The organism is Cellulophaga sp. BC115SP (genome assembly GCF_009905545.1).
Lineage (GTDB): Bacteria > Bacteroidota > Bacteroidia > Cytophagales > Spirosomataceae > Flectobacillus > Flectobacillus rivi.
Map to the genome: position 1 here is coordinate 1 of NZ_JAAALB010000072.1, position 19,201 is coordinate 19,201.

Sequence of the window (19,201 nt, forward strand, 5' to 3'; positions counted from 1 at the left end):
TACTTTTTCCAGTTTTAGATTTTGAAGTTGCCATCATTAGTTGATTTTTGAGGGCAACCTATTTTAGGCAAGGACAATTCACAATTCACAACTCATAATTCAGCACTTATACCTATTTTCCACAGCATTTTTTGTATTTCTTTCCACTTCCGCAAGGGCAAGGAGCGTTTCGGTCAATTTTTTGATTGACAGGTGGTTGAAATTTACCTGATACATAATACCAACGATTTTGCTCTTTTACAAAACTTGAATATTCGTAATGCGTGCGAGCAATTCCATCAGCATCTTTAAAAGAAGCTCTGAACTCCACTTCTCCTTGTGTATCAGTACTTTTTCCATTTTTTGTTGAAAGTACTTCGAGTTTAATCCAGTTATTTTCGGTAGCCCACTCACGAATTGACGACGGGTCAAAATCACTTCTTCGGCTTGGATGGGTGGTTTCGACAAGATAGTCAACTTTTATTTTGCTATAAGCAGTATATCTGGAACGCATCAATTGTTCTGCGGTCGGAGCAAATTCTTTTCCTTCAATAAAAGGCTCGCAACATTCAGTATATGCTTTTTGAGAACCACAAGGGCATAATTCGGCTAGTGACATTGGGGCAATGGAAATATGTTTTGAATAAATACAAAGATAGTACCCCTTGAGGTTTTATGACTAGGTATCGAGATGTTTTTAGAAATACAAAAAGCGCCATAGATATCACAAAGCACAGAATCAACTGTATATTGTAATACCTATGGCGCTTTAATTTTCTTCGAAAAGAATTGTTAATCTACTCTTCGGTTTTCTTTTCCATTTTTTTCCAAATATAGAAAACAGGAATGCCTAACGCTACAATACCAACACCCGCCCACGAAGGAATAGGTTTGTAAATCAGTAAGTTAATACAAAGTCCTGCTGCAAAAATTAAATAGATTGCAGGAATCAATGGATAACCAAAAGCTTTGTAAGGGCGTGGGGTATCTGGTTGTTTTTTTCTTAGAATAAATACGCCACCGATAGTCAAGATATAAAATACCAGAATCGAGAATACTGTATAATCTAATAAATCACCATAAGTGCCAGATAAACATAATAAAGATGCCCAAACTCCTTGGATAATTAATGAAAATCCAGGGACGCCATTTTTATTGATTTCGCCTGCTTTTTTGAAAAACAAGCCATTTTTTGCCATGGCATAATATACACGAGCACCCGAAAGAATGATACCATTGTTACAACCAAAGGTCGAAATCATGATAAACACTGCCATAATAATAGCGGCGGGATTCCCGAAAATCATCTCGGCAGCGGCCGTTCCTACACGATCGTTGGTAGCAAACATGATACCTCTTGAAAGTGTATCAGGTGCATTGGGATGACCCTGTACTGGCAACAACATCAAATAGGCCACATTGGCTAAAATGTATAGCGCACTCACGGTCAAAGTTCCATATAACAAAGAGAGAGGAATATCTCTTTTAGGATTTTTCATTTCGCCAGCGATATAAGTAACGTTGTTCCATGCTGATGATGAAAATAATGGTCCAATCAACGCCAAACCAACCGCTGACCAAAGTCCAATACCCGATAGGTATTCATAGTCAATGATTTTTCCTTTTTCCCAAATAATTTTAACAGGACTCCAGAAGTCGATCGCATTAATTGCCCATACGCCTTTGTCTGGATTTAGCCCTACGATAATACCTACGACAGCCAAGCCAAGCAAAGCGCCGATTTTAGTTACAGTGAAAATGAGTTGAACAATTTTGGCATTTTTTACGCCTTTGAGGTTGATAAAGGTAAGAAAAGCAATAAGCGCAATGGCTAAGAATTGTTGAGTACTAAAGAAACCCAAGAAAGGTTGGTCGTTGATAAGGTCGGGGAGGAGTACGCCAGTGTATTTGGCAAAAGCCACCGCCACTGCGGCAATCGTACCAGTTTCGATAACCAAAAAGGTCGTCCATCCGAACAAAAAACCTACTAAGGGATTATATGCCTCACGAAGATATACGTATTGTCCGCCAGCGTTGGGCATCATGCCTGCGAGTTCGCCATACGATAAGGCAGAGATGAGTGTAATAATACCAGTAATAATCCAAGTGAGGAGGAGGTATCCTGGCGATCCAAGGTTACGAGTTACATCTGCCGAAACGATGAAAATCCCCGAACCAATCATAGAGCCAATCACAATCATACTGGCATCTAGCAATCCTATTTCTTTCTTTAGTTGTTGATTTTTTTCCATACTCAAAGAAAAGAAAAAACCTTCAACCAAACAAGAGGGCTTATACCGCCAAAACGTATAGATAGGTGTCTTATTCGACAAAATAAAAGCTCATTCCGACAAATATGCCAAAATGAGCTATAGTTTTTATATGAACAAAGTAAGGAAATGCAACAAAGTGAATTATTTAGGTAATACTAGCAGTGGCATATTGAAGTCCTGAATAAAATGTTTAGTCACGCTAGTATGAAAAAGGTTGTCAAAGAAGCCTCGGTCTTTCATGGCCAATACCAACAAGTCTCCTTGATTTTTCTGAAGATAATTCTCAATTCCTTCGATGGGATTACTACCCAAGGTAAGGTGGCTTTCGATATTCTCATTTTCAAAAAAAGTCAATAACCAATCTCCTAAGGTTTCGTCATCAGCCAAATTAGATTCTTCGACATCATGGATATGAAGAATATTAGTTTTTGCTTTAAAACGTTCTGCTATATCAACAATTTGTCTGACAATTGTAACTTCATTATTCGTATAATCTGAGGCATAAATAATATGCTTCATGTCTTGAATATGGGCATTATCTGGGATGACAAATACAGGACAAGTCGAATTTTTTACAACTTGATAGGTATTACTTCCTATGATATTGCTCCAAATATCCTTAGCGCCTCTAGTGCCCATAACGATAAATTCGGCGTTTACCTGTTGGGACACCTGCTCTATTACATCTGAAATAACGCCATAGATACTCAAAAGCTTCACCTCATTTTTAAAGTCCTTTAAGTACTGACTTTTGACCGTGACTAACTGTTTATCTGAGGCTTTCTGAGCTTCATGGATTTCCTGCTCGATTTGAGAAGGGGATTCATAAGGCAAAGACCCAGTAAGATTAAACACATGCAATAGCACCAAGTCAAGGTTAAGGTTTTGAGCCACGGTACTAGCAAATACAAGCGCTTTTTGAGCTGTATCACTAAAGTCGGTAGGTACTACAACTGTTTTCATAGAGTTTGTTGTTTTGTTGATACAAATTTGACAAGATTTCGGCTCTCTATGAATGAGGCTCGTTAGGCGCACTACTGTTTAAAGTCATGATTTTTTATGCGATTAACTCTTTTTTCAAGCAATAAACTCCAAGGAGTTAGGTGTTTGTAGTCATTTAAGCCAAAAGCTTCTACGGCATTTTTGTGAATATGTGTTTGAGCTTCTTCCAATGAATCTGTAATTAAAAAAAGAGAAAGATCCTCTGACGAAATGGTTCCTGCTTTTTCCATTGCTACAATTTGTTCGTAGAGTTTTTGATAAAACTCCTTGCCAAATAGGACAATTGGAAATGGACTCATTTTATGAGTTTGTATCAAAGTGATAGCTTCAAACATTTCGTCGAGTGTTCCAAAACCTCCTGGCATGACTATAAAGCAATATGAATATTTGCTTAAAAGGACTTTTCGAACAAAGAAAAAATCGAACTCGACAACTTTATCCAGATATGGATTGGGGGCTTGTTCGTGAGGCAAAATAATATTACATCCAACAGATAATCCCCCCGCTTCTTTGGCACCGCGATTGGCTGCCTCCATAATTCCACCACCACCACCAGTCATGACGGTAAAGCCCATATTGGCTAGCATGGCACCAATTTTTCGGGCTTGTTCGTAATATGGCGTACCTTCTTGCAAACGTGCAGAGCCAAATACGGTTGCACATGGACCTACAAAATGCAGTACTCGAAAGCCTCGGATAAACTCAGCGAGTACTTTTAACACATACTTCAACTCATGCCATCGTGAGTTTTTATGGGTCAGAAAACGATGTTCGGATTTTGACATGGGATTGTTTTTTTATAAGTGAAATATAGTATTTAGGGTTCAGGCATCAGAGTTTAGTTTTTCTAATTGCCTTTTGTCAAAAATATCTTAATCTCCCAGTCTTGTTCTTGATTGCCGTCAATAGTTGAGTTGATTTATATCATTATATATAGAAAAAATTTAATTTTCATAAATGAAAAGTGGCGCATTGTCGTTATGTAGAAAAGGAATATAATGATAGAATTGATAGGAAGAAATAGTAAATGTCTTAATTGTAATCTATTGATAAACAGATGTTATAGTTGAAATTTATGACTGTATTTATGAATATTTTTTTGTTTGTATCCTTGCTTTTCCATTTGGGTAAATCTGATACCAGAAAGGATGAAACTACTTTTCACTTGCCAAAATTTGTTGCTGAAAAATTGCAACAAATCCAACAATCAGATGCACGAATCCGAGGAAAGAAAATAGCCTGTTTTATCGATTTTTCACAGCCTTCGTTCGAGAAAAGGTTATATGTGATTGATTTGCAAAAACAAGTGTGTTTGATGAATACGTGGGTGGCGCATGGAAAAGGCTCAGGCAGAAATGCAATGGCAGAATATTTCTCGAATGATTCGGGAAGTTTATGTTCAAGCTTGGGCGTATTCGAGCCAATTGGTCAATTTTATGGAAAGCATGGCTTAAGTATCCGACTCAAAGGATTGGACAAAGGCGTAAACGACAATGCCGTTGATAGAGGAATTATCGTGCATGCCGCAGACTATATTTCAGAAAAGAATGCAAGTTTGTACAAACGTCAAGGAAATTCGTTTGGTTGTTTTGCTGTCATGCCAACGATGATCGAGCCTTTGGTAAAATTAGTCAACCAGCCAAACGCAGTGATTGTGGCAGTTAAGTGAGAAAGATGTTAATAGAAAAGATACTTACTCAAACTTGATACGGGCTTATTGTTAAAGCTAAAATAGGACAAATTCTTGACCACCGATTCCACTTAGCGGGTGAATCCGTTCACCCGTGACGGAAATGTTTGTATCGATATAAAGCTTCCTCTATCTCAATTTCTGATAAACATCTGAGTAAAAGACCAAATCGCCTTTTTCATTAATTCCAGAACATAAATAACTAATCAATAGCGGTACATTAGGTTGAACTTGAAAATAAATAGGCTTCAAATCTGGTTCATGCTGCTGGGCAACTAGCTTTTGAATCAATGAAGGATTTCCTAATAGTTTTTCAGCTAGTTCTGTTGGTTTTTCTAAACGAATGCAACCGTGACTCAACCAACGGTTATTTTTCTGAAAAAGCTTTTTTGCGTTGGTATCATGTAAGTATACCGTAAATGGGTTGTCAAAATCAAACTTTATAATCCCCAAAGAATTATCACATCCTGCCACTTGTCGTAATTTATAAGGAAAGTTTTTGGCATTAAAACTTGTCCAAGGAAGTGTTGTTTCATCTAACACATTCCATTTTTGGTCAAGCACTTGTATGCTGTTATTGCTCAAATAATTGACATCTTTTTGAATCTGGGGCAACATTTCTTTGATAGCAATACTCGATGGTACAAACCAATAGGGGAAGAAAATACATTGCTTAATCGTACTCATCAAACTAGGCGTTGGCGTTTGGGGGTTGCCAACAATCACTCGCATCGATAAGGCTTTTGTTTGTGCTTCAATCATCGAAAACTCAGCAGAAGGAATATTGACCCATAGATATGTTGGATAATTCCATGCACTCAAGAAACGGATATAATTGAGGTCGTACTTCAGTTGATTTAGAAGTTGAAACTTGTTAGTATTTAGTACTTTAAGCGTATTGTTGCCTAATTTTCCATCTGCTTCAAGATTAAATTTTTCCTGAAAATTCTTTAATGCTTCTATCAAAATAATTTCGCTATCATAAATCGTAAGCGACTCTATACATTTCCAGAAGACTAACTTTTGTTGAAGACTTTTATTTTCTACTAATGTTTTAGTCAATTTTGTGGGAATAAATAGACTGTCTGGCGCATTTAGTAATCGTTGGTATGTTTCTAATACCTTCTTGTAATGTTGACTTTTTACCTCATATTTTTCGAGAAGTTTAGAGAAAGATCCATATTTGATAGTTTGATGAAGGACTTGAGGAGTGTTTACAGGCTGATTTTGGTATTCAATACCATTAAACGCTAATGTTTTAGGCTTGATTCCAGCGGTAAAATCACTGAAATATGACAGCATCGCATGAGTGCATAACAGCTCATATTCAAGCTGGTTGACGTTTGGCTGAATAAGATAGTCGAAGTGATATTCTTGCGGGTTTAGCCCATATTGTACGGCTTTGCGAAGTTCTTCTATAAAACTTTCTTGAAATGCCTTGTTTTCATGCCAAATAGGTTGGAAGTTATTGTCTTTATAAAAAGCCTGTAACTCCGAGGGTTCAGTAATACTGAGTTGTTTGGCAAAAACAGGGTCTTCGCACAATTGTTTTAACAGGCTTTCAATGTTTTCTTGGGCAAAAGTAGTTGCCGAAACAAGAAGTAAGATAATTGAGAAATAGACCTTTTTCATAAAATAAATAGCTTGTTGTGGAAGACTTTTACAAAGGTCGCTTGGAAAGGAGAGGAGTAAACTGAGCAGTTCAAGCTGAAAAAATGATAATTATCATTCATCAAAAAAGCCATCCCCGAAGGAATGGCTTTTATACTATTTGCAGATGATACAGCGCTTATTTTGTTCCGTATTTTTCTGAATACTTTTTGTACAAACGTTTTTGTTTGTCATCCAAGTCGATTTTTTTACCTTGAATGAATGCGTGCTCAACTTTTGCTGAACGCATATCTAACAAATCGCCTTGTGATACAACCAAAGTAGCTTGTTTGCCAACTTCCAAAGAACCCACATATTTGTCGATGCCCAAGATTTTAGCATTGTTGATAGTTACCAATTTCAAAGCATCGTCTTTTGACATACCGTGTCCAGCAACAGTACCAGCCAAGAAAGGCAAGTTACGTGTGCGCCAGTGCATACCAATATATGCTAAACCAACCGTTACACCTTTTTGAGCCAATAATTGAGGCAATTTGTAAGGCAAATCTGTGTCGTCGTCAATGCTATTTGGCAAACGGTGTGTACCTGATACAATCACAGGAACGTTGTTGTCACGCAAAAAGTCAGCTGCTAAAAGAGACTCTTCACCACCGATGATTACTACACTTTTTACCCCTTTTGATTTAGCAAACTGAACAGCTTCGATGATTTCTTTACCATAATCAGCCGAGATATACAATTTTTTAGTACCATCAAAAAGACCTTTCATTGCCTCCAATTTTACATTGATAGGATTAGGGTTTTTGATTTGAGCATAAGCGGTTGCATCGTCGAACAACTGAGCTAGCTCACGAATTTGCTCTTCTTTCTTATCGTTTTTCTTCGTTGTTGAAGAAAACGTTTCGAAGTTGAACTCACGTTTGAAATAACCAACCCAGTTAAGGTGAACACCATCATCTTTCTTCAAAACGGCATCTTCCCAGTTCCAACCATCCAAATTCATGATTGAAGACATACCAGAAATAATTTCACCTACTGGTGTCACTTGTGTAATCAAAACGCCATTACCACGAACTGTAGGAATCAATTCCGAGTCAGTGTTATAAGCAATCAAAGCACGAACGTGAGGGTTGATTGCACCAACTTCTTGTTGGTCGACTGTAGCGCGAACTGCTTCGATTTCTACCAAACCTAGTTGGTTGGCAGGAGCAATCAAGCCAGGGAAAACGTGTTTTCCTGTTACGTCGATTGTTTCTGTACCAGTTTTATCATAAGCAGTTCCTGCAGGACCAACTTTAGTGATAACTCCTTTATCAAAAACGATTACACCATTTTCAATCACAGGACCTGCTGCGGTGTGTATAGTGGCACCCGTCAAAGCAATAGGCTTAGACTGAGGGGTAGCAGCCGCTTGGTTTTGAGCGAAGGTCGTCTTCATACCCAAAAACAAAGCTAGCGTATATAATAATGCTGATTTTTTCATTTTGTAATAAAATTTTAAGTCATGAAAAATGCCTTTTGGGACATTTTATCTTAAAACATGTACTGAATTTGAGACAAATAATGCAATGATAATTGTGTAAAATGTTTTGCTTTTTAAGCTAGCAGAGGTATAAATTGGCAGTAGTTATATTTTAAACTCACCATTCACAACTCACCATTCAACACTCTATTTGTCACAGTTGTCTTGTAACTGCAATGTACCAAATGCACGAGTTTCACCTTCTTCTTCAGTTAAACCGCCCAAAGAGTTACAAACGAACAATCTTGGTTTGCGCATTTCTGGTCTAGCAGTAGGAGCACCACTTGCTTTTGAATTCAACATTTTTTGAATCAAGCGATTACGTTCAGCAGCGATATTAGCACGCAATTCTTTGTCTTTTTCGATGTCGAAGTAAACAGCACCTTCAATGATCGTTTTTTCTGGTTTTGCGTAAACCGAAAGTGGGTTTTCGTTCCAAAGTACAACGTCAGCATCTTTACCAGCTTTGATACTACCCAAACGGTTGTCAAGGTGCATCATTTTAGCAGGGTTCAATGTAACCAATTTCCAAGCTTCCTCTTCTGTAAGACCACCATACATGACTGTTTTGGCAGCCTCTTGATTCAAACGACGAGCCATTTCAGCATCATCAGAGTTGATCGAAGTATTGATACCAACTTTTGTCATCAAAGCAGCGTTGAAAGGAATGGCTTCTTTTACTTCCATTTTGTATGCCCACCAGTCAGCAAAAGTAGAACCACTTGCTCCGTGTGCTTTCATTTTGTCAGCTACTTTATAACCTTCCAAAATGTGAGTAAATGTATTTACTTTGAAACCTAATGAATCAGCTACTTTCAACAACATATTGATTTCTGACTGTACATAAGAGTGACAAGTAATAAAACGTTTCTTATTCAAAATCTCAGACAATGCATCTAATTCCAAATCACGGCGTGGAGGCGTCAAAGTAGCTTTGTTAGCCGCTTTGTTGTACTCAGCCCAAGCTTTATCGTATTCTTTCGCACGCAAGAAAGCATCCATCATGATTTGCTCAACACCCATACGAGTTTGAGGAAAACGGATACGAGCACGGTCACCCCAGTTAGCTTGTTTTACGTTTTCACCTAAAGCAAACTTGATATATCCATCCGCATTTTGAATTTTCATTACTTCTGGCGCTTCACCCCATTTCAACTTTACAATGGCAGACTGACCACCAATACAGTTAGCAGAACCGTGTAATAATTGAGAAGAAGTAACTCCACCCGCTAATTGACGGTAAATGTTTACGTCCTCAGAGTTTACCACATCTTCCATACGAACTTCAGCCGTAACCGATTGAGAACCTTCGTTTACAGAAAGTAAAGCAATATGAGAGTGTTCGTCAAAAATACCATTGGTCAAGTGTTTACCTGTACCATCAACAACTTTTGCTCCTGTTGCAGACAAGTTTTTACCCACTTGAGCAATTTTACCATCTTTTAATAATACGTCAGTATTTTTCAAAATACCATCCTTTTCGTTTGTCCAAACGGTAGCATTTTTAATCAATAAAGTCTCTGCTTTGGGTTTGGTTTCTGCACCATAACCATTGAAAGGATATACGATTTTGCCTATTGTTGGAACAGGTTTCTTCGTAGTATCTGCTTTTGCAACAGCTTCTTTGAAAGCTTCTTTGAAAATAGCGTCAAATTTTACAGGAGTACCTGCTGCATCAAATCCATCGCCTTTGATGTTTTTGCCATCATAATAAGCACTAATACGAGTATCACCTTTGTCTTTTTTAGCATCTAATTTGAATGATAAAGTCAACAAATCGCCTGTTCTAGTCACTTTTGGAGAAACCTTAACTGAATCTGATACTTGGATTTGGAACTCTGGCTTATCTACTTTACCTGTTACATTCAATTTCAAACCTGATTTACCTGCTACGCTCAAATCGTAAGAAGCACGCATATCAGTAATGTTCATGTTGTTTACAACGTAGCGCTTACCTTTTACCCAGTTTTCATAAATTACATTGCTTTCCTTGAAAAGATTATCAGATGTAATTAAGAAGTTAGCCAACATACCAGGTTTTAAGCTACCTACCAAGTTATCTACTTTGTTGAATTGAGCAGGAACCGAAGTCAAAGCTGCCAAAGCTACTTTCTCATCCAAACCATATTCTACAGCTTTACGCAAATTTGCCCAGAAATCCGATTTGCTTCTTACGTTAGAGGTTGTAATAGCAAAAGGAATACCTGCTTTCGCCAAGATAGCTGGGTTGGCAGGAGCCATTTCCCAGTGTTTCATATCTGATAAAGAAACAACACCCGCATCAAATGGGTCTTCTACATCAGGAGTCGTTGGAAAATTCAAAGGAATAATCAACGAAACACCAGCCGCTTTTACTTCGTCAAGACGTTGGTATTCGTCGCCACCACCTTTGATAATGTAATTAACACCAAACTCTTTTCCGATTTTGTTGGCTCTCAAAATGCCTAATTTATCAGAAACCTCAAATACTTGTGGTACTGATTGGCTGTTGTTGAAAGATTCCAACGAGATATTATATTCTGTATGATTCTTACTTTTTTTGTACCAATCAGCATCCAAATACGTTTGACGCAACAGTGCCACCGAACCCATTAATGAGTTTGGATAGTCTTGAGTAGACGAACCTTTTGAAAGAGAATAGTTGGCAGAAACGTTCGTTTTCAATAATGCTTCTTGGTCACGACCGTCGATTAAGGCAACCAATGCCGAAGTACCGCGAACGATACCATCTTGTACGTGTGTGATCGCAGCCCCAAAACCCGCCTTACGTAACTCGTCAGCTGCGGTAGGATTACTTGCATAGATAGCTGCTGCATTTACTTCTGGCAAAACAGCTTGGTTCCAGTTGTAAGCACCTTGTTTTTTCGATTCGAACTGAGGATCACCTCTAAAGCTACGACCTTCTCTTTTTAATTCAGGCATACCATAGCTACTATACGCTTCTACTAAAGAAGGATAGATGCGTTTGCCTTTTAGGTCGATTACTTGCGTACCAGCAGGGAGAGTAATGTTTTTGCCTACTGCTTCAATCACAGAACCTTTGATTACTAAGGTTGCGCCTTCTAAAACTGTATTAGCATCTGAAACGATAGTAGCATTGACAAATGCATACGTGTTTGGACGCTCATCTTGCACCCCGTTTCGAGGAAACGTGGTGGTTTGAGCTCTAAGCACCGTTCCAAACATGATAATGTTGATGAACGTGTAAAGAATCTTCTTCATAAAAAGAAATTTAGATTAAAGGTAGTTTGTGTAAAGTGATATGGCAAACTAAAGGATTTGCCCAATGAAATATTACATCATGTAAAAATTGTATGATAATCTCGAACTTCCAACAAGTTTTGACCAAATTTAGACCAAGTCAGGGATTCCATCGCTTAAATACAAAAGGTGAATTTTTACAGTAGGATAATAAAGAGTTTTTATAATATTTTTCTCGTAAACGTTTCCGTAAACGTTTACGGAAAAATATTCAATAAAACCCTTGAAAAGTGCTATTTTGTTTGTATATCTTTAGGAAAGAATCTCAGAAAACAACTCATTTTTATGATGACTGCAAAAAGAATTACGGATGAAGTAGCTTTATGGAACGCGTTTCGTGGAGGGGATCACGACGCATTTACATTAATATATCGTAGCTATGTAAACCTCTTGTATAACTATAGCACTAGTATTACCCAAGACCGTGAGTTAATCAAGGACTGTTTGCACGATTTGTTTGTAGAGCTTTGGAAAAATCACCAAAATTTAGGTGAAACGACTTCTATTCGTTACTACCTGATGGCTTCTATAAAAAGAAAGTTGGTTCGTCATTTGGAAACCCAACAACGTCAGACCTTGCATCATGAAGGGTATTATGTAGAAAACCCAGACTTTGTAGGCTCGCACGAAAACCGTTTGGTGGCTTTTGAAGAAGAGCAGAAGTTTAATCACGTGCTAAATGAGTCTTTTCGTTTTTTGACAAAAAGACAAAGAGAGGCGCTATCTCTGAAATTCTTTCATGATATGGATACCGACCAGATTTCAAATAAAATGAACATCAATCCTCAGTCGGTGTACAATCTTATTTTTGGTGCTTTAAAGACTTTGAAACAACACATTGGTGCCGAACAAATTGCTTTTGCATAGGGATTAGATTAAATACATAAGATTACCAAAACCTGTCACAAAAAATTGTGCAGGTTTTTTTTATTTTTTTCAGTAGAAAATTACACAATGTGACTTATGTGGTTAAAATTCAAAAAATAAATAGAATAATTATATATCTTTTTTCCATCTACCTTAAAGAAAATATTTCCATTCTTAAACCTACGATTGCCTCATTGTATCCCTATGTTATGATGAATATTCATTATTAAGTAATTGATAATCATTGTATTGAAATTAAATTGAAAAAACTGTCCTTTTTCATCTGTAAAATCGAGTAGAAAAAAAGAAATTGTGCCTTGTGTAGTAAAATTGCAAAAAATACTTTCAAAAGTTCAATTTATGGCGCGCCTCGACAACATTCTAAAATATGAGTTTTTTCATGCTGAAGATTTTATCTCAGATACCTTTTTTTTAGAATGGGTAGCCTCACCAAGTAATCGGGAATACAGTGCATTTTGGAACAAGCTGATAGAAATATATCCTGATAAATGTGTAGAAATCGAAATAGCTAAAGATATTCTTCTGAATACCTGCCAAGGTCAAGGCCTCAACCCATTGGAAGAAGAAGAACTCTGGCGAAAAATCAATAAATCTTTATTATCCTAATCAATCAGTTTCATTTTAAAACCAATAAACTATGCTAATTAAACCTTTACTATTGAAAAGAGGGCTATTTGGAATGTGTGCGGTGCTTACCTTTATGTTGTTAAGCTTCACAGGACTAGCCCAACAAGCAATTACAGGGAAAGTGACTTCTTCGGAAGACGGACAGGGTGTTCCAGGAGTAAGTGTTATGATTAAAGGTACCAACAAAGGTACAACCACAGATGCAAACGGTTCTTACAAAATTAACTCGTCGTCGGCTAAGGATGTTTTGTTATTTTCAGCGATTGGTTATACGACTTCTGAAGTAGCAGTAGGTTCAAAAAATACAATCAATGTTGTGTTGAATGTTGAAAACCAAGCCCTTTCAGAGGTAGTTGTAGTTGGTTATGGTACTCAAAAGAAAAGTCAGTTGACAGGTGCTATTTCGCAGGTATCTGCTAAGCAAATTTCGGAAATGCCTATTACCAACTTAGGTCAGGCACTTCAAGGTAGAACTGCTGGGGTTGACGTTTCACAGTCAGGTTCAAAACCAGGTCAAACAGCTAAGATTTTGATTCGTGGTCGTCGTTCATTCAATGCTGGAAACGATCCATTATATGTAGTAGATGGTATTCCATTGTCGGCTGGTTATGAGGATTTTAATCCAAATGATGTTCAGTCAATGGAAGTTTTGAAAGATGCGACAGCTACAGCAATTTATGGTGCTAGAGGTGCTAATGGTGTTGTTTTGATTACTACAAAAAGAGGTGCAGTAAAAGGAAAAACTACGGTTACGTATGATATGTATGTTGGTCAATCACAAGTACTAAACAAATTGAGATTATTCAACGGAACTGAATTTGCAGAATATGTTCGTGAAGCTTACAGATCTACAGGTATTTATAGAAATGCGGCAGGGGCAATTGTTCCTACAGGACAATCTGATCCTGTTGCTGATGGAAAAGTTGCGGTTTTGGGAGGTGACCCCAACGTTGTGGAAGGCCTAGCTCAAGGAAGAAGCACAGATTATCAAGATTTGATTTTGAAAAATGGGTTTCAACAAAACCACTCAATCGGTATCCAAGGTGGTAACGATAGAACCCAGTTTTATATTTCTGCAGGTTATTTTCTAGACAAAGGTGTTTCGGAAGGTTTGGATTACTCTCGATATTCTTTGAGAGCCAATATTGACCATGAAATTAACAAATGGTTGAAAGTAGGTATTTCATCATATATGATGTTTAGTGATCGTAATGGTGAAAACTTAAATCCGTACAGTTTTACAATCAACCAAAACCCTCTTGGAGCACCATACAAGGCTGACGGTTCTATTAACTTTACTCCTACAAACGATGCTTTGTTGACAAACCCATTGGCAGAAATCGTGCCGGGTGCGCAAGTTGACAACACGAAAAAGTACCGTATTTTCAACAGTATTTATACTGAGGTAAAACTGATGGAAGGTTTGAAATACCGTGTAAACTTTGGTCCTGACTTTACATTATCTCGTTGGGGTAGATTTATCGGTGCTCAAACAAATGCAAGAAAAGGTGGTGATGCTCAGGCTAGTACACAAACTAATTTCGGATTCAACTGGACTTTGGAAAATATTATTAACTACTCAAAAACTATCCAAAAGCATAACTTTAACGTAACGTTACTACACTCAATTCAAAGAGATCGTTACGAAAACTATGCGTCAAATGTTCAAGGTGTTCCTGCTGAAACTCAACAGTTTTACAATTTAGGAAATGCGAGTTCTGTACTAGGCGTTGGTAGTAGCTTGACAGAGTGGACAATCAACTCATTAATGGCACGTATCAACTATGATTACAACGATAAATTCTTGGTAACATTGACAATGCGTCGTGATGGATCTAGCCGTTTTGGTGTAAATAGTAAATACGGTAACTTCCCAGGAGTAGCTGTAGGTTATAACATTAGCAACGAACCATTCTTGAAAAGCGTACAATGGTTAGACTTATTAAAAGTAAGAGCAGGTTGGGGTTCTGTGGGTAACCAAGGGGTGTCTCCTTATCAAACCCAAGGTTTGTTGAGCCGTACTGCTTATGCTTGGGATAATACTTCTGCTTTTGGTTATAGACCAAATACAATTGGTAATCCAGATTTGAGATGGGAGTCATCTGCTACTAAAAACGTAGGTATCGACTTTAGTTTCTTGAAAGGAAGGGTGCAAGGTTCATTGGAATTGTACCAAACCAACACAACAGATTTGTTATTGTCTGATCAGTTGCCAGGTTCAATCGGATTTAGTGCAGTAACCAAAAACGTTGGTGAAACACGCAACAGAGGTATTGAGTTAGGGGTATCAACTATAAATGTCGACACTAAAGGCGGTTTTAGATGGACTACTGATTTCCAGTTTACTAAAAACAGTGAAGCTATTGTCTCTTTGTATAATGGAGCAAAAGATGATGTTGGTAACAGATGGTTTATTGGTCAGCCTTTGAATTCATTCTTCGATTACAAAAAAGTGGGTATTTGGCAAGTAAGCGAAGCTGAACAAGCAAAGAAATTCTATCCTGGTGATAACGCTAATGCCTTGGGTGCGGGTGTTGGTCAAATCAAAGTTCAAGATACAAATGGTGATGGTGTAATCAATGCTAATGACCGTGTATTACTAGGCTCAGACGTTCCTGATTTCTCGGCAGGTTTAACTAACAGATTTACTTATAAAAACTTTGACTTATCGTTCTTCTTATTCGGGCGTTTTGGACAAATGATTGTGAGTGGTTTCCATCAAGACAACAATGCTTTGGCTGGTCGTTACCAACAAATCAAAGTTGATTACTGGACTCCAAACAACCCAAATGCTGATTTCCCTCGTCCATTCAGTAACCAAGAGTTCCCTCAGTACAGACAAACGTTGATTTATTTTGATGGTTCATTTATCAAGCTTCGTAATATCAACTTTGGTTATTCTTTCAACTCAACAGTTGCTAAAAAACTAGGCATGGAATCATTGAGAGTTTTCTCAAGTATCCAACAACCGTTCATCTGGTCTAGCTTTATCTCCAAATATAACGGCGTAGACCCTGAAACTTCAGGTACATCTGTAAACAATGGTGTCACACCAGCAACGAAAGTATTTACAGTAGGTATCAACGCTAAGTTCTAGTAATGACTTAGTTGAAATTTCTTAACGATAAACAGTCTAACGAAAAATGATTAATACGATGAAGATTAACAATATATTAAAACATGCAAGAGTACTAGGGGTAGCAGCATTGATGTTGACCGGTCAGTCTTGCTCTGATGTCTTGAACGAAACAGTTGTATCGGGTATCGGTAACGACTATATGAATACAACCAAAGGGTATGAAGATGCTGTAAATGCAGCATATTCTTCTCTTCGTAACTATTATGCCACTCAGCCAGGTCTTACCATGACCGAATATGGTACTGACATTTATGCTACAGGTGCAGATGGTTCATACAAAGGTTTTCATTTTTATGATACACAGTTGAACCCAACGGTAGATTATCTTGCTCAAATTTGGGATGAATTGTATCGTGGTATCAATACTTGTAACGCTATCATTGAGCGTGCGCCAAAAGTAACTTTAGCAGATGCTACTAAAAAAATCAGAATTGCTGAAGCGAAGTTTTTAAGAGCGCACTATTACTTCATATTATTCCAGCAGTATGGAGGTGTGGATTTGAGATTGACAGAAACATTGGCTCCTACGAAGCAGACCAAAAGAGCTACGGATGCCGAAATGTATGCTGCCATTATCAAGGATTTGACAGAGGCTATTCCTGATTTACCAAACTCATCAACACAATATGGTCGTGCTATCAAGCCAGCTGCCGAAATGTGTTTGGCTAAAGTGTATCTAGCAAAAGCTTACTCGTCGGTAAAAGCTTCAGATGATTTCTCAAAAGCTGCAACACTTTGTTCAAGCGTAATTTCTAATTATGGTTACAAATTGTTGGATGACTTTGCAAGTGTGTTTGATGAAAATAATCAAAGAAACTCAGAAATCGTTTTTGCAGTACAATATACTTCAGATCCATTAACAAACCTTACTAATAATACAGGAGCAGTAAACGGGGGAAATAACCTTCACTTGCTCTATGGCATGCAGTATGATGTTCAAGCGGGTATGCAACGTGATATTGTGAATGGGCGTCCTTTCAAACGCTTACGTCCTACGACTTACTGTACAGATGTAGTATTTGGAGAAAGAGTAAACGATTCTCGTTATAAGAAAACTTTCAAAGACACTTGGTATAGCAATAAGCCGGGTACTTATGTAACAGCCTTCGATGATTCAAAAACTTCGGTAACTTTTGCAGCAGGAGATACAGCTATTTTTATTCCAGGATATGAAATGTCAAAAGAAGAACGTGCTAAGAAAAAATATCAGGTATTGGTACCTAGTAAATATTCGGAAGCGTTGTTCCCAACGTTAAGAAAATTCTTCGATACCAAACGTCCTGATATGACTTACGAAGCTGGTAGCCGAGATTTCTTTGTGTATCGTTTAGCTGATACTTATTTGATGTTGGCAGAGGCACAAATTGGCTTGGGTAATAAACAAGCAGCAGCAGATGCCTTGAATATGGTTCGCCGTCGTGCAGCTTGGGCTGGCAAACAATCAGCTATGGAAATTACCGCTGCTCAAGCTACTTTTGATTTCATGGTAGAAGAAAGAGCTAGAGAGTTGGTAGGGGAGCAAACTCGCTGGATGGACTTAAAACGTTGGGGAATCTTGGTTGACCGTGTGAAAAAATACAATCCACAGGCAGCAGCCAACATCAAGGATATCCACAATGTACGTCCAATTCCTCAAACGCAAATTGACCGTACAGAAGGAGGTAATACTACATTCCCTCAAAATGCTGGATACTAATAGCTACTTAGGTTTTAAATAATGAAGAAGATGAATGTCTCTTAGGATTGGTTCATCTTCTTTTACCACTAAAAGCATAATTATATACTTGACCCTAATACCAAACCAAAGGGGCGTTTCGAGAGAGACGCCCCTCTTTTTGTTAATATATCCAACTCAAACAGCCGAATCAACGCAGGATGGTCTCCGTTTTTTGAAAATTTTGAGTAACTTTTGGATTTTAAAGGCTTTTATCTCAAAAAATAAGTAAGCGATTGTGGAAACAATCCTATTCGACTAGAAAAATGATTATGAAAAAAAGTATGATGATGATGGGGCTAATGCTGATGAGTGCAGGTGTTTTTGCCCAACAAAAAACAGATAAGGTACAGTTGATAGTGAAAAAAAATGAAAGAAAAGTAGATGTTCTTGTCGATGGACAACCATTTACTTCTTACTTCTATCCGAGTGATTCTATCTTAAAAAAACCAGTTTTATTCCCTATCCGTACGGCACAAGGTACCATGATAACACGTGGGTATCCATTCATCAAAAAAGCAGGTGAACGTGTCGACCACCCACACCACGTAGGTATGTGGCTCAATTACGAATCGGTGAATGGTTTTGATTTTTGGAATAACTCAACAGCAATCAAAGACCGTTCAAAATATGGAACTATTCGTCACACAGGTATTGAAAAAGTTGTAGGTGGACATGGAAAAGGCGAATTACAAGTAACAGCCGATTGGATTGATACAGACGGAAAAGGTAAAACTTTACTAAAAGAAGAAACAACCTATATTTTTACAGCAAAAGGTAACCAACGTATCATCGACCGCATTACAACACTAACAGCTGTAGAGAATGTAACTTTTGCAGATGTCAAAGACGGAATGTTTGCCATCCGTGTGGCTCGTGAATTAGAACACCCTTCCGACAAACCCGATGTTTTTGTAGATGCCAATGGTATTGAAACCAAAGTTGATAAACTTGATAACACAGGTATTTCGGGTAAATATCACGGAAGTAATGGGGTAAATGGTGAAGAAGTTTGGGCTACTCGTGGCAATTGGATGAACCTTTCTGGTAAAATCAAAGACGAAGATATTAATATCGTGATTATTGATCACCCTAAAAACATTAGCTATCCAACTTACTGGCATGCACGTGGATACGGTTTGTTTGCTGCCAATCCGCTAGGGGTAAATGTATTTTCGAAAGGAAAAGAAACCTTAAATTATAAATTGGCACCAAACCAATCAGTGACTTTCCGTTATCGTACAGTAATTACTTCAGGAAAAGTAACAGATAAGGAATATGATGACTTGGCAAAAGATTTTGCTAATCAGTAGTATTGGTGAATTTTGCGACGCAAGAGAAAATATTAGATAATATATCGATGGTGTACTTTGATAGTGTCCATTCTGATGTCTTAACTAATATTATTAACAAGTAAAAACATGAGTCATCCCGAATTTTTCGGGAGAACTTTTAAAAATGAAACCTCCTTGTTTACTTTGTGAATCACGACAAA

General features: G+C 37.7%; 13 protein-coding genes. 6 read left to right on the plus strand and 7 right to left on the minus strand.

What is annotated here, in order from left to right; all coding sequences use genetic code 11:
- Positions 1-112 precede the first annotated feature (112 nt).
- From GVN22_RS25515 to GVN22_RS25530, 4 genes are all read right to left on the minus strand, one after another.
- The gene (locus GVN22_RS25515; protein WP_166553839.1) at positions 113-598 is read right to left on the minus strand and encodes a YchJ family protein; all 486 of its coding nucleotides are present in this window, start codon (positions 596-598) and stop codon (positions 113-115) included.
- Positions 599-776: 178 nt separating this feature from the next.
- Positions 777-2,231, minus strand: coding sequence for an APC family permease (locus GVN22_RS25520; RefSeq protein WP_166553840.1), 1,455 nt, complete (start codon positions 2,229-2,231; stop codon positions 777-779).
- Positions 2,232-2,393: 162 nt separating this feature from the next.
- Entirely contained in the window at positions 2,394-3,215 is an 822-nt protein-coding gene (locus GVN22_RS25525) for a universal stress protein (protein WP_166553841.1), read from the minus strand.
- Between the two features lie 71 nt (positions 3,216-3,286).
- The gene (locus GVN22_RS25530) at positions 3,287-4,039 is read right to left on the minus strand and encodes a TIGR00730 family Rossman fold protein (RefSeq protein WP_166553842.1); all 753 of its coding nucleotides are present in this window, start codon (positions 4,037-4,039) and stop codon (positions 3,287-3,289) included.
- Between the two features lie 302 nt (positions 4,040-4,341).
- On the opposite strand from GVN22_RS25530, the gene GVN22_RS25535 reads away from it, so the two are divergent.
- Entirely contained in the window at positions 4,342-4,923 is a 582-nt protein-coding gene (locus GVN22_RS25535; RefSeq protein WP_166553843.1) for a murein L,D-transpeptidase catalytic domain family protein, read from the plus strand.
- A 150-nt stretch (positions 4,924-5,073) separates the two neighbouring features.
- On the opposite strand, the gene GVN22_RS25540 is transcribed toward GVN22_RS25535, so the two are convergent.
- The 3 genes from GVN22_RS25540 to GVN22_RS25550 all read right to left on the minus strand — a co-directional run bounded on the left by GVN22_RS25540 (position 5,074) and on the right by GVN22_RS25550 (position 11,299).
- Positions 5,074-6,576: a murein L,D-transpeptidase gene (locus GVN22_RS25540; RefSeq protein ID WP_166553844.1), complete on the minus strand. Its 1,503-nt coding sequence runs from the start codon at positions 6,574-6,576 to the stop codon at positions 5,074-5,076.
- Between the two features lie 157 nt (positions 6,577-6,733).
- Entirely contained in the window at positions 6,734-8,038 is a 1,305-nt protein-coding gene (locus tag GVN22_RS25545) for an amidohydrolase family protein (RefSeq protein WP_166553845.1), read from the minus strand.
- A gap of 186 nt (positions 8,039-8,224) precedes the next feature.
- Positions 8,225-11,299 carry an amidohydrolase family protein gene (locus GVN22_RS25550; RefSeq protein WP_166553846.1) on the minus strand — a complete coding sequence of 1,025 codons (3,075 nt, stop codon included), beginning with the start codon at positions 11,297-11,299 and terminating at the stop codon, positions 8,225-8,227.
- Positions 11,300-11,623: 324 nt separating this feature from the next.
- Between GVN22_RS25550 and GVN22_RS25555 the strand changes: the two genes are divergently transcribed.
- From GVN22_RS25555 to GVN22_RS25575, 5 genes are all read left to right on the plus strand, one after another.
- Positions 11,624-12,205 (plus strand): RNA polymerase sigma factor, encoded by a 582-nt coding sequence (locus GVN22_RS25555; RefSeq protein ID WP_205691039.1) that lies wholly within the window; start codon positions 11,624-11,626, stop codon positions 12,203-12,205.
- A 360-nt stretch (positions 12,206-12,565) separates the two neighbouring features.
- Complete coding sequence (locus GVN22_RS25560; RefSeq protein ID WP_166553847.1) at positions 12,566-12,832, plus strand: hypothetical protein; 267 nt, start codon at positions 12,566-12,568, stop codon at positions 12,830-12,832.
- A gap of 31 nt (positions 12,833-12,863) precedes the next feature.
- A complete protein-coding gene (locus tag GVN22_RS25565) occupies positions 12,864-15,950 on the plus strand; it encodes a TonB-dependent receptor (RefSeq protein ID WP_205691040.1) in 3,087 nt (1,028 codons plus the stop codon).
- A gap of 58 nt (positions 15,951-16,008) precedes the next feature.
- Positions 16,009-17,688 (plus strand): RagB/SusD family nutrient uptake outer membrane protein, encoded by a 1,680-nt coding sequence (locus GVN22_RS25570; RefSeq protein ID WP_166553848.1) that lies wholly within the window; start codon positions 16,009-16,011, stop codon positions 17,686-17,688.
- 290 nt (positions 17,689-17,978) lie between these two features.
- Complete coding sequence (locus GVN22_RS25575) at positions 17,979-19,019, plus strand: PmoA family protein (protein WP_166553849.1); 1,041 nt, start codon at positions 17,979-17,981, stop codon at positions 19,017-19,019.
- Positions 19,020-19,201 lie beyond the last annotated feature (182 nt).